This window comes from Pseudomonas azerbaijanoccidentalis (genome assembly GCF_019145495.1).
In the GTDB taxonomy this organism is placed as follows: domain Bacteria; phylum Pseudomonadota; class Gammaproteobacteria; order Pseudomonadales; family Pseudomonadaceae; genus Aquipseudomonas; species Aquipseudomonas azerbaijanoccidentalis.
The window spans coordinates 164,478-177,925 of sequence record NZ_JAHSTU010000005.1 but is presented as its reverse complement, the minus strand read 5'-3'; the positions used below and the strand labels follow the sequence as shown (position 1 = coordinate 177,925).

The window sequence follows — 13,448 nt, the reverse complement described above, 5'->3', positions numbered from 1 at the left end:
CGGGTCGTGGCTGGCGCAGCGTGATCCGGTATCAAACGGTTTTTCGAGGTCGGTATGAACAGATTCTGTCAGGTGGTTGGTCGGCTGATGTGGTTGATGGCGCTGCCTCTGGTGCCGTTGAGCCTGGCGCAGGCCGCTGCGGTGGGCGACGCACTCAATACGCCGGCGATGCTGGCACCGCAAGCGAAATCCGCGGTGCTGCTGGACCTGGCCAGGGCGGGTGCGAGGCTGGTGGCGGTGGGGGAGCGGGGCATCGTGCTGCTTTCCGATGACAATGGCGTGAGCTGGCGTCAGGCAGCGGTGCCGGTTTCGGTCAGCCTGACCGCCGTGCAGTTTGTCGACGCCAGCACAGGCTGGGCCGTGGGACACGGTGGCGTCGTGCTGGCCTCCCGCGACGGAGGTGAACACTGGGTTGTGCAACTGGACGGTTTGCGTGCGGCACAACTTGAGTTGGCTGCCGCCACCGAGCAACTGCCATCTGCAAGCGATCCCGATGCCGCCGCCGCGCGCGTGCAAACGGCTGAACGGCTTGCCGGTGAGGCTGCTGACAAACCGTTTCTCGCCCTGCAATTCGTCGATGCCCGGCACGGCCTGATTGTTGGCGCGTACGGCCTGGCGTTTCGCACCGACGATGGCGGTACCACCTGGCAATCCATCATGGGGCAAATCGATAACCCGATGGGCGCGCACTTGTCGGCCATCGCTCAACAGGGCGAGCACTGGTTCCTGGCCGGCGAGCAGGGTTATCTGGCGCGTTCGACGGATGCCGGCAAGTCATTCACGCAGTTGGAAAGTCCTTACGCGGGCAGTTTTTTCACCCTGCAAATGCGCGATGACGGCGTGCTGCTGGTGGCCGGTTTGAAAGGCAATGCGTTTGCCTCCAGCGACCTTGGCGAGACCTTCCAGCCTGCGCCGGTTTCGATGCCGGTGTCTTTTAGCGATGCGATTCGCACCGATGACGGCCAGTTGCTGCTGGTCAATCAGAGCGGCGCCTTGTTTCGCACCAACAGCCAGGCCGGCGCACTGCTCCAGCCCTACGGCAAACCGCTCGGCAAGCCCGTTGCCAGTGTTATCCAGGCCGCCGATGGCAGCCTGACGCTGGCTGGTTTTACTGGGTTGACGCGCATCTCGCCGTCAATCGCTACCGCTTCGGAGTGAGGTTATGAAGTCTTTCGACAACGCCACGGCCAGCCTGGCGAATTTCGATCCACGCTCCGGTTCAGTGGTGGAACGCACGCTGTTCAATCACCGCCTGTGGGTGCTGCTGGTGTGTGTGCTGACGACTCTGGTACTCGGCTATCAGGCCACCCGTATCGAGCTCAATGCCAGCTTCGAAAAGATGATCCCCACGCAACAGCCCTACATTGCGAACTACCTTGAGCATCAGAAGCAGCTCACGGGGTTAGGCAACGCGCTGCGCATCGTGGTCGCCAACAAACACGGCGATATCTACGACGCCGAGTACCTGAAAACCTTGCAGGCGCTGAGTGACAAACTCTACCTGCTGCCGGGCGTCGACCGGGCTTACATGAAGTCGCTATGGACACCGGCCACGCGCTGGGTGGCCGTGACCGAAGACGGGCTCGACGGCGGCCCGGTGATCCCCGATGACTACAGCGGCACTGCCGCCAACCTCGAAGCGCTGCGGCGCAATGTGCAGCGCTCCAACGAACTTGGCCAACTGGTGGCTCTGGACCAGACCTCGAGCATCATTTATGTGCCGTTGCTGGCCACCACCCCAGACGGCAAACCGCTGGATTACGCAGTGCTGTCCGAACATCTGGAGACGCTGCGCAGCACTTATCAAAACGCCGACATCGATATTCGCATCACCGGTTTCGCGAAAAAAGTCGGTGACTTGATTGCAGGCCTGAAGCAGATCCTGCTGTTCTTCGCCGTCGCGATCCTGATCACCACCGCCGTGCTCTACTGGTACACCCGCTGCCTGCGCAGCACCGTGCTGGTGGTGCTGTGTTCACTGGTGGCGGTGGTCTGGCAGCTCGGTCTGCTGCCCTTGCTGGACTACCAACTGGACCCGTATTCGGTGCTGGTGCCGTTCCTGGTGTTTGCCATCGGCATGAGCCATGGCGCGCAGAAAATGAACGGCATCATGCAGGACATCGGCCGCGGCATGCACAGGGTGGTGGCTGCGCGATTCACCTTCCGCCGGCTGTTCCTCGCCGGGCTAACGGCGCTGCTGTGCGATGCCGTGGGTTTCGCGGTGCTGATGCTGATCAGGATCCAGGTCATCCAGGACCTCGCGGTGATCGCCAGCATTGGCGTAGCCGTGTTGATCTTCACCAACCTGATTCTGCTGCCGGTGTTGCTCTCGTATGTCGGCGTAACACCGCGTGCTGCGCAACTGAGCCTCAAGAGCGAACAGGCTGAGCAAAGCGGTCAGACAAGGCATGCCTTCTGGCGCTTTCTCGACCTGTTCACCCATCGTCGCTGGGCCAGCCTGTGCATCGCCATCAGCCTTGCTTTGGCCGCGCTGGGGTTTGTGGTCAGCCTGCAATTGAAGATCGGTGACCTCGACGCCGGTGCGCCGGAACTGCGGGCAGACTCGCGCTACAACCAGGACGATGCTTTTCTGACCCGTCATTACGGCGCCAGCAGTGACCTGTTCGCGGTGATGGTGAAAACCCCGGCCAGCAGCTGTGCGCGCTACGACATCCTGGCCAAGGTCGATGCCCTGGACTGGCAACTGCGCGCCTTGCCGGGCGTGGATTCAACCAACTCGCTGGCGTTGCTGAACCGGCGCATGCTGGTCGGGCTCAGCGAGGGCAACCCGAAGTGGTACGAGCTGCAGAACAACCAGGCGATGCTCAACATGATCACCGCCAGCGCGCCGCGCGGGTTGTACAACGAAGATTGCAGCCTGTTGACCCTGTACGCCTACCTCACCGACCACAAGGCCGAGACGCTGACCCGGCTGGTGGAGCACGTGGAAAAATTTGCCGCCGAGAACAATACCGACGAGGTGCAATTCCTTTTGGCCGCCGGTAACGCCGGCATCGAAGCCGCGACCAATATCGTGGTCAAGCAAGCCAACCGCGAGATGTTGGTGTGGGTCTACGGTGCGGTGATCCTGCTGTGCCTGATCACCTTCCGCTCCTGGCGCGCGACGTTGTGCGCGGTGATTCCGTTGATGCTGACTTCCATCCTCTGCGAAGCGCTGATGGTCTGGCTGAACATCGGAGTGAAAGTCGCCACGCTGCCGGTCATCGCTTTGGGTGTCGGCATCGGTGTCGACTATGCGTTGTACGTGATGAGCATTCTCCTGGGGCATCTGCGCCAAGGGGCGAGCTTGTCTGAAGCCTATTACCGCGCCCTGGTTTCCACCGGCAAGGTGGTGATGCTGACCGGTATCACCCTCGCCATCGGCGTGGCGACCTGGACGTTCTCCCCGATCAAGTTCCAGGCCGACATGGGCGTGCTGCTGGCGTTCATGTTTGTCTGGAACATGGTTGGCGCCCTGGTGTTGCTGCCGGCGTTGGCTTACTTCCTGTTACCGGCCCGCAGAGAGCCGCAGGGTGCCGTAGCCGCGACGTCGGTGCCCCACACGGTTGGCGCTGAGGCCGCGGTGGTGGACGTTCATCACTTGCGCAATAAGGAGCTTTGCCATGGTCGCTGATACCTTCGTAAAACCCGCGCGGCAAGCCGGATTGGCGCAATCGCTGTTGCTGCTGTTGGGCAGTTGCTTGCCAGTGCTGGGGGCCGTGTTGCTGGCCCCGGTGCTGCCGCGGATGCAGGCGCACTTTGCCAGCGTCGACGGCAGCGCTGTGCTGGTCCCCATCGTATTGACGTTGCCAGCATTGGTGATTGCCTTGCTGGCACCGTTCGCCGGGCTGATCGCCGATCGACTTGGGCGCAAGCCGTTACTCCTGGCGAGCATGGTGCTGTACGTGCTCTGCGGCGTGCTACCGCTGTGGCTCGACTCCCTGCATGCCATCGTCCTCAGTCGGGCGGGCATCGGGCTGGCCGAGGCGGGCATCATGACCTGCTGCACCACGCTGATGGGGGACTACTACAGCGGTGCCAAACGCGAGCGTCTGTTTGCCTTGCAAATGGTCGCGACGTCGTTGTCGGCGGCGGCATTCATCGCATTGGGTGGCTTCCTGGGCCAGAACGACTGGCGTACACCGTTTGCGTTGTACGCCGTCGGTTTGATTTTTCTGCCGCTGATGGCCTGGCAGCTGTGGGAGCCGCAAGCCCGTACGCAGCCTGAGCAATCTTCACAGGCATTGCCGACCGGCAAATTTCCGTGGCGCGCGCTCACGCCTCTGTATGTGTTGTCGTTGTTGGCAGGTTTGAGCCTGTTCATCGTGCCGGTGCAGGCCGGGTATCTGCTCAATCTGCTGCACGTCGATGCGCCACAACAAATCGGCATGACCATGGGCGCCAACCAACTGGGCGTGCTGGTCGGTGCGCTGAGTTTTCGATTGTTCAGCGGGATGCGTGGCCAGCACCTGCTGCTCATTGCCTACGTATTGGCTGGCATTGGCGGGTTGTTGATGGCGGCTGCCGCGACCCATACGCAGGTCGTGGTTGCGGTGACGATCAATGGCCTGGGCATCGGCTTGATGCTGCCGACACTGATCACCTGGATCATGGCGCAAGTCAGTTTTCATCAGCGCGGGCGGGCGGCAGGGTGTTTCACCGCCGCCATTTTTGCCGGCGAATTCATCAGCCCTCTCGTGGTTCTCGGCATGACCCGTGGTGACGCCACGGCACTACCTCACGCATTGGCCATCGTCGGTGGCCTGCAACTGTTGGTAGCGGTGTTTTGTCTGGCCGTGCCCAGGCTGGGTGGTTTGTTACACGACGCGAACGTTGTGGCGGGTGGCTCGACCATCGCCGAGAAAAATTGAACGAGGATTTTCCATGCAAGCGCTTCCTGAATTCAAACGAGTGGTCACCGGTCACGATCAACAAGGCCAGGCCATCGTCACCAGCAACGGGCCGACGCCGAACGTGTTCCCGCTTTCGGCGGTGCCGGGCACGGTGTTTTATGAACTGTGGAACAGCACGACCAGCCCGGCTTCGCTCGACAACGCCAGTGACCCCACCAGCAAACCCCTGCAACTCAGTCCCGGGGCACAGGGCAGTGTCATCCGGGTGGTGGATATTCCGCCGGACAGCGTGCAGAACCAGGTCAGCGCTGAAGATGCCGCGGCGGTGTTCGCCGAAATCGGAGAATCCCATGCAGGCACCGGCCAACGTGACTCCAAACATAAATTGATGCACCGCACCGAAACCCTCGATTACGGCATCGTCACCGAAGGTGAGGTGTGGCTGGTGCTGGATGAGGAAGAAGTGCACCTCAAGCGCGGCGACGTGGTGGTGCAACGCGGTACCAATCATGCCTGGAGCAATCGCACCGAAGCGATGGCGCGCATGGTTTTCATCTTGCTCGACGGGCGCTATGCCGATGAATTGAGCAACGGCAAGGGAGCAGCGGCATGAAACTCGCCACCCTGAAAAACGGCAGTCGTGATGGTCAGCTCGTGGTGGTTTCGCGCGATCTTGCCTGGGCGCTGGATGCCCGTTCCGTGGCGCTCACTTTGCAGGAGGCCATCGAGAACTGGAATCTTGTGGAGCCGCGCTTGCAGCAGCTGTCGAATCAGTTGAATGCGGGCGAGGTGCCCGGTGCCTTTGCCTTCGACCCTGCCGAGGCGATGGCGCCACTGCCCCGCGCCTATCAATGGTGCGATGGCTCGGCCTTTCTCAGCCACGGTGCGCTGATGCAGAAGGCATTCAATCTTGACCCCATCGACGGCGTCGAACACACGCCGCTGATGTACCAGGGGGCCGGTGACGATTTCATTGGCGCACGCGACGATATTGCATTGCCGAGTGAGAGCCAGGGCATCGACTTCGAAGGCGAGTTTGTGGTGCTGGTCGATGATGTGCCCATGGGCTGCGACGCCGAGCAGGCGCTGCAACACATCAAGCTGATCCTGCAAATCAACGATGTCAGTTTGCGCGCCCTGGCCCCTCGGGAAATGAGGACAGGTTTTGGGTTCTTGCAGGCCAAGCCATCCTCCAGTTTCGCGCCGCTGGCCATCACACCGGACGAACTGGGCGATGCCTGGCACGACGGTCGAGTGCATTTGCCATTGCAGGTGCACTGGAATGGCCAATGGTTTGGTCATCCCCATGGCGGGCAGATGAACTTCAGTTTCGGCCAGTTGATCGCTCACGCAGCGCTCACCCGCAGGTTGCGCGCGGGCACGCTGATCGGCTCCGGTACGGTCTCCAATGCCGAAAGAAGCGCGGGCTCGGCGTGCATTGCCGAGCGTCGCGCCATCGAGATGATTGAGCACGGCGCCGCCCAAACGGGCTTTATGCGCTTTGGCGATCGCGTGCACATGGATGTCACCGGCAGCGATGGCCAGTCGCTGTTCGGCGCAATCGATCAATGCATCGTTCAGGCCCAAGGCTGAGGAACGGCTTATGCGTGTGTTGATTACCGGTGCCAATGGTTTTGTCGGACGTGAGCTGGTGCGTTGCCTGCTGGCGGCCGGCAGCTTGCGCGGGCGAGCCATCGGTTCGTTGCTGGTACTGGATAAAGACTTGCAGGACTTGCCGGAGGACCCACGTCTTCGCCGTCATTTCGGCAGCGTGACCGATCAGGCCTTGATGCGTCGGGTATTGGCCGACGGCATTGATGTGGTGTTCCATCTGGTGAGTGTCCCCGGTGGCGCTGCAGAAGAGCAATACGAACTCGGCTACCAGGTCAACCTGCTGGCCAGCCTGGAATTGCTCAACCAGTTGCGTAACAACACCCGGCCGCCGGTTCTGGTGTATGCCAGCAGCGTCGCGGTATACGGCGGGGATCTTCCGCCGCGCATGAACGAGACTGCCGAGCTACGTCCCGAATTGTCCTATGGCACCCACAAGGCCATGGTGGAAAGCGCCATCAGTGATCTGGCCCGGCGCGGAGATGTGGACGGTCGTGTGTTGCGCCTGCCAGGCATCGTCGCCCGGCCTCGCGAACCCAACGGGTTGCGTTCTGCATTCATGAGCGACCTGATGCGGGCATTCGCCGAAGGTGAACCCTATCAATGCCCGGTCTCGCCAGAGGCGACGGCGTGGTGGATGTCCGCCCGCTGTTGCGTGAACAACCTGATCCACGCGGCAGAGCTCGATGGCGACGTGCTTGGAGCTCAACGGGTGTGGCAGTTGCCGGTGCTGCATTTATCGATTGCCCAAGTCATCGACGCATTGGCTGAGCGTTATGGGTCGCAGCGCCGCGCATTGATCAGCTATGCGCCCGACGCCCGGCTGGAAGCATTGTTCGGACGTCTGCCGCCATTGAAAACACCGCAGGCGCGCGCCGCCGGTTTCCACCATGACCGCAACGCTGCCACGCTGGTGCGCAATGCCCTCAATCCTTCCAATCCCCGACATTTTCCGCTGACCGGAGACACCTTTCATGTCGCAGCCAACTAAGCCAAAACGTCGTCTCGTCGACCTCTCGGTCACGCTCGACAATAACCCTTACACCGATCCGCCACCGTTGTTGCCGAAGATCGATTACATGGATCATCAGCAGGGCTGGCCGGAAATGGCCGCGATGTTTCCAGGTTTGCAACTTGAGCAGATGCCGGGCAACGAATCCTGGGCGGCCGAACGACTGCACATCACCACCCACAGTGGCACGCACATGGATGCGCCTTGGCATTACGCTTCGACCACCGATGGCGGGCAGCCGGCTTTTGGTATTGATGAGCTGCCGCTTGATTGGTGCCTGCAACCGGGTGTGAAACTGGATTTTCGGCACATGGCCGATGGTCATGTGGTGACGGCTGACGAGATCGAAGCGGAACTCGCACGCATTGGCCACACGTTGCAGCCGCTGGACATCGTGCTGATCAACACCCGGGCCGGCGCGTTGTTCGGCCAGCCGGGTTATCTCGATGCGGGCGTTGGCATCGGTCGTGAAGCCACGTTGTATCTGCTTGAGCGTGGGGTGCGGGTCGTAGGCACCGACGCCTGGAGTTGGGATGCACCGTTCAAATACACCCGTGAACGTTTTGCTGCCGATGGCGATGCCTCGATTATCTGGGAAGGGCACAAGGCCGGACGCGATATCGGTTATGGGCAAATGGAAAAACTCGCCAACCTGGAGTCGCTGCCATCGAGTGGCTTCGTGGTGTCGTGTTTCCCTTACAAGATCAAGCACGCATCGGCCGGGTTTGTGCGGGCGGTGGCGATTTTCGAAGAGTAGGGCGGCTGCGGGTAAAGCAGAAAACGTCCTCGATCAAACACAATAAGAGAAAACACATGCCTCTTTTGCGTCTGTCTCAAACATTACTGACGGCTGCGCTGGCCTTGAGTAGCAGCTTGGTTCTGGCCGCCAGCGCTGATCCGGCACAGCCCAACATTTTGCTGATCATGGCCGATGACCTGGGCTATTCCGACCTGGGCAGTTATGGCGGCGAAATCAGCACGCCAACCCTGGATCAACTGGCCAGGGACGGGTTGCAGTTCACCAACATGTACGCGGCGCCGACCTGTTCGATCACGCGCTCGATGCTGATGTCCGGCACCGACAACCATCTTGCCGGCCTCGGCACCATGGCTGAAGCATTGCAACCGTTCCAGCGTGGCAAACCGGGTTACGAGGGGTATTTGAACCAGCGCTCGTACTCGATTGCCGAGTTGCTGAAGAACGGCGGCTACAGCACGCTGATGGTTGGTAAATGGCACTTGGGGCTGGAGGCGGATCAAGGGCCGGATCAGCGCGGCTTCGAGCAGTCGTTCACCCTGCTGGAGGGCGGCGCGTCGCACTTTAAACCTTCCAGTGTTAACCCGAGCAAGCTTGAGCAGGTGCATTACCGCGAAAACGGTAAGGCCGTGGCGTTGCCGGACAATTTTTACTCCACGGATTTCTACACTGACAAGCTGATCAGTTACCTGCAAAACAGCAAAAAGGACGGCAAGCCGTTTTTTGCTTACGCCGCTTACACCTCGCCGCACTGGCCGTTGCAAGCACCCAAGGAATACCTCGACAAGTACCAGGGGCGATTCGATCAGGGCTATGACAGCGTGCGCCTGGCCCGAATCGAGCGGATGAAAACCCTCGGCCTGATGGCCAGCGACGCCCGGCCTGCGCAGCCACTGCCGGTGAATCCCAAGCTGCCGGGTTGGGACCAGTTGAGCCCTGATCAGCAGCGTGTTGAAGCGCGCAAGATGGAAATCTACGCCGCCATGGTCGATAACCTCGACCATAACGTCGGCCGATTGATCGATTATCTGCGCCAGAGCGGGCAATACGACAATACCTTGATCGTGTTCATGTCGGACAACGGTGCAGCTGGGGAGAACCATGCCCAGTTCTATCCACCGGGCTCGCTCACCGACAACAGCCTTGCCAACCTTGGGCAGAAGGGCTCTCAGATCGACTATGGTCTGCGCTGGGCAGAGGTGAGCGCCGCCCCGTTCCAATTGTTCAAAGGCACCACCGCAGAAGGAGGCATCAGCGTGCCGGCGATATTCCAACTGCCAAAGACACTGCGTCGTCAAGGTATCGAGCGTGGCGTCGCGCGGGTAGACGACCTGGCGCCGACCTTTTTGGAACTGGCGGGTATTACAGTGCCAAACGATGCGCCTACCGCCAAACACCCGATCACCGGGAAATCAATGCTGCCAATGCTGACCGGTCGTGGCAGCCCGCACAGCGACGACAGCCTATCGGGCGAACTGTTTGGCAACGCATATTATCGAGAGGGCAATCTCAAACTGCTGGGCCTTCGACCCCAGGCAGGCTTTGGCGAAAACCCGCAACCTTTGCAATGGCAACTGTTTGATGTGGCACAGGATCGCGGCGAAACCACAGACCTGGCGGCCTCCCAACCTGAGACGGTGCAACGGCTCAAGGAGGCATGGTTGAAATATGCAAAGACGGTGGGGGTTGTTTTTGCCGGGCAGTAATTTGGCCAAACTGCTGACTCAACAGTCAGATGATCCTGTGCTCCACATTGATGTATTGCGGTGCACTGTCTGTTGACGTGAAGGGGTAGCGTATGGGGACTCGACAAAGCGATTTGTCTACGTCCCCACTTTCAGATCACGCGGGTTCCATCGCGATAACGATGTGATTCGAATTACAGCAACGAAATCGGGTAGCTGATGAACAGTCGGTTCTCGTCAAACTCGTTAGTGCTGTAGTCTCTTCGGATACTGGAGTTGCGCCATTTGACGCTCAGATTCTTCAGGGTGCCAGACTGAATCACATACGCCAGTTCCGATTCGCGGCCCCATTCCTTGCCATCCGTAATGGCGCCCGTGTGCACGTTATCGCCGCTCAGGTAGCGGTTCATCATCGTCAGCCCCGGGACACCGACGGTTGCGAAGTTGAAGTCGTGGCGAACCTGCCAGGAACGTTCCTGCGCGTTATCGAAACTGGAGTTGTAGCTGTCGTTCGCCAGCGTGCCGCCACTGGCACCGTTAACCCGCATCCACGCGGTATCGCCGGTGAGTTTTTGCAAGCCGACGTAAAAGGTGTTGCCCCCCAGTTTTGCGGAGAACAAACCGAAAGCGGTCTTGTTGTCCATATCGCCGGCCAGGCTGGCACCGTTTTCCTTGCCAATGAAGTAGCCCATGTTGGCGCCCAGTGTCCAGTCGCCCACCGGTTGGCTGTGATTGAGGCTGAAGTATTGTTGCTGGTAGATGTCTTGAAGCTCGTCGTACCAGAGTCCAACCGTGGTGCGCTTTTCGTTGAACGTGTATTCACCGCCGCCGAAGTTGAAGCGGTCTGACGTGAACGCCGCTTTGCCGTTCATGGACATGTCTTCCATGCTGGCATCGTTGCGCGGGCTGTTCTGCCGGATTTGACCGCCGTACAAGGTCAACCCGCCGATCTCCTGGGAAGTGATCTGCGCACCACGAAAGGTCTGCGGCAACGAGCGGCCGTCATCCGAACGGAGAATCGGCAGTGTGCTGACCCATTCACCGACTTTCACCACCGTTTTTGAAACCTTGACCTTGGCGGCAACACCGAGCCGTCCAAAGTTGTCCGCTGGACGCCCGTCGTCATGGATAGGCAACAGTTGCGTGCCGCCCGTGCCTTTGCCCCCATCGAGTTTCTGCGAGTACAGCCCCAGCACATCAACGCCGAACCCTATCGGGCCTTGGGTAAAGCCGGAACGGGCATCGAGGATAAAGTTTTGCGTCCACTCTTCAGCTTTGCCTTGGGGGGCGGCTGGACTAGGGTAGGCGGGATTGACGAAGTTGCGGTTGATGTAAGCGTTGCGCAGGTTGAGGGTGCTGGTAGCGCCCTCGATAAAGCCGCTATTTTCATCAGCATGAGAGGCCGTTGCCAGGCCGGCACCGAGTGCCGCTGTCAGGCCAATCAATGCGTAATGCGCGGGAACGTTACGGCGAAAAACAGAGTGATGCATGAGGGGATCTCGCTGTGAATTATTATTTTTTTGGCGTTTTTTTTGCAGTTGGCGACTGAATTTCAGGCGCAGGCGGCCCTGGCAGGCATCTGCCGAGGGACCGCCGTTTCAGCGTTGAGCGAAGAGGGGGTTAGCTGTTGGTCACTTGACGACGCAGCAAGTCGTCGATGGCCCTGATTGCCAGCGGATAGCCGTCGGCGCCCATGCCGCAGATCACCGCATTGACCGCACCAGACATGATGGAGTGGCGATGCAGTTCATCCCGCGCGTGGATGTTCGACAGATGCAGTTCAATCAGCGGTGTGCTGAGCAGCTTCAGGGCATCGAGCACCGGAATCGAATGAAACGACAAGCCGGCTGGGTTGATGATCAAGGCTGCACCTTGCTCGAAGGCTTCTTGAATCCAGTCGACCATCACGCCTTCGTGGTTGGTCTGGCGAAAGTCGCAGACCAGGTCAAGTTCCTCGGCCAGCCGTTCACTGCTTTGACGAATCTGATCGAGCGTTGTGTGGCCATAGATGTGCGGCTCACGACGACCCAGCAGGTTCAAGTTAGGGCCGTTAAGGATGAAGACGGTTCGGTTCATGATCGTCCTGTTGCGTTATTTGGAAAGAAGGGCTGGAGCGGCAGTTGCGTCCGCGTCAGGTGCAGCGACGGCGTTCAGGTCGATGCCGCGGGTTTCTGGGCCGATGAGAATCATGGCCAGCGAGATCAGGTTGATCACAGCGCACAACGTCACCAGAGGCCACGGCGAGTTGTTCGACTGACTCATCAGGTAAACCGCGATCATTGGCATCGGACCGCCAATCACCAGGTTGGCGCCGGTGTAGGCCAGTGCCGAGCCCGAGTAACGAACCTGGGTCGGGAAGGCTTCGGCAAATGCCACCGGCTGGATGCCGCTTTGAAACTGGGTGAAGCCCAAGAACAGCCCCATGATTGCCATGATGGCGGCGACGTTCAGCGTGTTGAGGATCGGGAAGTAGACGAACAGGATCAGCAAGGTCATGCACGAACCAAACGCCAGCGCCTTTTTACGCCCCCAACGATCGGACAGATAACCACCGGCCAGTGCACCGAAGATTGCGCACATGTTTGCCACCATCAGCGACATGAAGCCTGTCGACTGGCTGAAGCCCAAGTGCTTGGTCAGGTAGCTGAGGGAGAAAATCACGATCAGGTAGAACAGCGCAGCGGGGGAGCAGAAGAAAAACATCAGGCGCAGGATGGTTTTGTAATGGCTGCCCACGGCGGATTTAAGCGGACTTTTTTCCTGCTTGACCGGGGTCTTTTTCAGCGCGACGAAGGCTGGGGTTTCATCGACTTTCAGGCGGATGTAGATCGCAACCACCACCAGCACGAAACTCATCAGGAACGGGATTCGCCAGCCAAAGCTTTCGAACTGCTCGCTTGAAAGGGTTGCTGCCAGGCCCATCAATACACCGTTGGCCAATATCTGACTCAGCGGTGAGCACAAGCCGAGCATGCCGGAATAACGCCCGCGGCGATCGGGCGTGGCGTGCTCCAGCGCCATCAGCTGTGCGCCAGTGGATTCACCGCCCAACGCGAAGCCTTGGATAATCCGCAGCAGCACCAACAGGATTGGCGCCCAGACTCCCACCTGACCATAAGTCGGCAGCAGCCCCATCAGCACCGAGGCCAGGCCCATCAGGGTGACGGTGGCGAGCATCAGGTTGCGGCGGCCCAGTTTGTCGCCGAGGTAGCCACACGTAATGGCGCCCAAGGGGCGAGCGGCAAGGCCCACGCCGAAGGTGGCCAGCGAGGCGAGCAGGCCGGCGGTCGGCTCCATGGCCGGGAAAAACAGTTTGGGCAGAATGGTCGCAGACACCGCGCCATACAGGGTGAAGTCAAACCATTCCAGGGCAGTGCCAATGGTCGCGGCGGTCACCGCTTTGCGAGGCATGCGCAAATCATGAGTCTCGTGACTGGTTGTGCTCATTGAGGTGCTCGTCATTGTTTTTATGGTTACGGGTAACCCATACGGTTCCGTTTGGGCATCGGCGCGGGCAGGAAGCGTCGAAG

The 13,448-nt window shown here is 60.0% G+C and carries 11 protein-coding genes; 8 read left to right on the top strand and 3 right to left on the bottom strand.

Going from position 1 to position 13,448, the window contains the following annotated elements:
* Nucleotides 1–54: 54 nt before the first annotated feature.
* Genes KVG88_RS18410 through KVG88_RS18375 form a run of 8 tightly spaced genes read left to right on the top strand, consistent with a single transcriptional unit; the run spans nt 55 to nt 9,939 of the window.
* Nucleotides 55–1,158 carry a YCF48-related protein gene (locus KVG88_RS18410; protein WP_150700836.1) on the top strand — a complete coding sequence of 368 codons (1,104 nt, stop codon included), beginning with the start codon at nt 55–57 and terminating at the stop codon, nt 1,156–1,158.
* Nucleotides 1,159–1,162: 4 nt separating this feature from the next.
* Nucleotides 1,163–3,634, top strand: coding sequence for an efflux RND transporter permease subunit (locus tag KVG88_RS18405; RefSeq protein ID WP_217872287.1), 2,472 nt, complete (start codon nt 1,163–1,165; stop codon nt 3,632–3,634).
* Nucleotides 3,624–4,871, top strand: a complete 1,248-nt coding sequence (locus KVG88_RS18400) for an MFS transporter (RefSeq protein ID WP_217872286.1) — start codon at nt 3,624–3,626, stop codon at nt 4,869–4,871. Before KVG88_RS18405 ends, KVG88_RS18400 begins: the two co-directional genes overlap by 11 nt.
* A 13-nt stretch (nt 4,872–4,884) precedes the next feature.
* Entirely contained in the window at nt 4,885–5,466 is a 582-nt protein-coding gene (locus KVG88_RS18395; RefSeq protein ID WP_150700833.1) for a cupin domain-containing protein, read from the top strand.
* Entirely contained in the window at nt 5,463–6,446 is a 984-nt protein-coding gene (locus tag KVG88_RS18390) for a fumarylacetoacetate hydrolase family protein (RefSeq protein ID WP_217872285.1), read from the top strand. Before KVG88_RS18395 ends, KVG88_RS18390 begins: the two co-directional genes overlap by 4 nt.
* 10 nt (nt 6,447–6,456) lie before the next feature.
* Nucleotides 6,457–7,455, top strand: a complete 999-nt coding sequence (locus tag KVG88_RS18385; RefSeq protein WP_217872284.1) for an NAD-dependent epimerase/dehydratase family protein — start codon at nt 6,457–6,459, stop codon at nt 7,453–7,455.
* Nucleotides 7,439–8,233, top strand: coding sequence for a cyclase family protein (locus KVG88_RS18380; protein WP_150700830.1), 795 nt, complete (start codon nt 7,439–7,441; stop codon nt 8,231–8,233). Before KVG88_RS18385 ends, KVG88_RS18380 begins: the two co-directional genes overlap by 17 nt.
* A gap of 56 nt (nt 8,234–8,289) precedes the next feature.
* A complete protein-coding gene (locus KVG88_RS18375) occupies nt 8,290–9,939 on the top strand; it encodes an arylsulfatase (protein WP_217872283.1) in 1,650 nt (549 codons plus the stop codon).
* Nucleotides 9,940–10,112: 173 nt separating this feature from the next.
* Here KVG88_RS18375 and KVG88_RS18370 read toward each other — a convergent pair whose 3' ends face one another.
* The 3 genes from KVG88_RS18370 to KVG88_RS18360 form a co-directional block, all read right to left on the bottom strand.
* A complete protein-coding gene (locus KVG88_RS18370; protein ID WP_150700828.1) occupies nt 10,113–11,408 on the bottom strand; it encodes an OprD family porin in 1,296 nt (431 codons plus the stop codon).
* 130 nt (nt 11,409–11,538) lie between these two features.
* Nucleotides 11,539–11,994: a type II 3-dehydroquinate dehydratase gene (locus KVG88_RS18365; protein ID WP_150700827.1), complete on the bottom strand. Its 456-nt coding sequence runs from the start codon at nt 11,992–11,994 to the stop codon at nt 11,539–11,541.
* A gap of 15 nt (nt 11,995–12,009) precedes the next feature.
* Nucleotides 12,010–13,365: an MFS transporter gene (locus KVG88_RS18360; protein ID WP_150700826.1), complete on the bottom strand. Its 1,356-nt coding sequence runs from the start codon at nt 13,363–13,365 to the stop codon at nt 12,010–12,012.
* Nucleotides 13,366–13,448 lie beyond the last annotated feature (83 nt).

Bases quoted from the DNA above. Each gene is read 5' to 3' on its own strand.
- KVG88_RS18365 (WP_150700827.1), bottom strand. From the start codon at position 11,994: ATGAACCGAACCGTCTTCATCCTTAACGGCCCTAACTTGAACCTGCTG.
- KVG88_RS18370 (WP_150700828.1), bottom strand. From the start codon at position 11,408: ATGCATCACTCTGTTTTTCGCCGTAACGTTCCCGCGCATTACGCATTG.
- KVG88_RS18360 (WP_150700826.1), bottom strand. From the start codon at position 13,365: ATGAGCACAACCAGTCACGAGACTCATGATTTGCGCATGCCTCGCAAA.
- KVG88_RS18400 (WP_217872286.1), top strand. From the start codon at position 3,624: ATGGTCGCTGATACCTTCGTAAAACCCGCGCGGCAAGCCGGATTGGCG.
- KVG88_RS18405 (WP_217872287.1), top strand. From the start codon at position 1,163: ATGAAGTCTTTCGACAACGCCACGGCCAGCCTGGCGAATTTCGATCCA.
- KVG88_RS18380 (WP_150700830.1), top strand. From the start codon at position 7,439: ATGTCGCAGCCAACTAAGCCAAAACGTCGTCTCGTCGACCTCTCGGTC.
- KVG88_RS18390 (WP_217872285.1), top strand. From the start codon at position 5,463: ATGAAACTCGCCACCCTGAAAAACGGCAGTCGTGATGGTCAGCTCGTG.
- KVG88_RS18385 (WP_217872284.1), top strand. From the start codon at position 6,457: ATGCGTGTGTTGATTACCGGTGCCAATGGTTTTGTCGGACGTGAGCTG.
- KVG88_RS18375 (WP_217872283.1), top strand. From the start codon at position 8,290: ATGCCTCTTTTGCGTCTGTCTCAAACATTACTGACGGCTGCGCTGGCC.
- KVG88_RS18410 (WP_150700836.1), top strand. From the start codon at position 55: ATGAACAGATTCTGTCAGGTGGTTGGTCGGCTGATGTGGTTGATGGCG.
- KVG88_RS18395 (WP_150700833.1), top strand. From the start codon at position 4,885: ATGCAAGCGCTTCCTGAATTCAAACGAGTGGTCACCGGTCACGATCAA.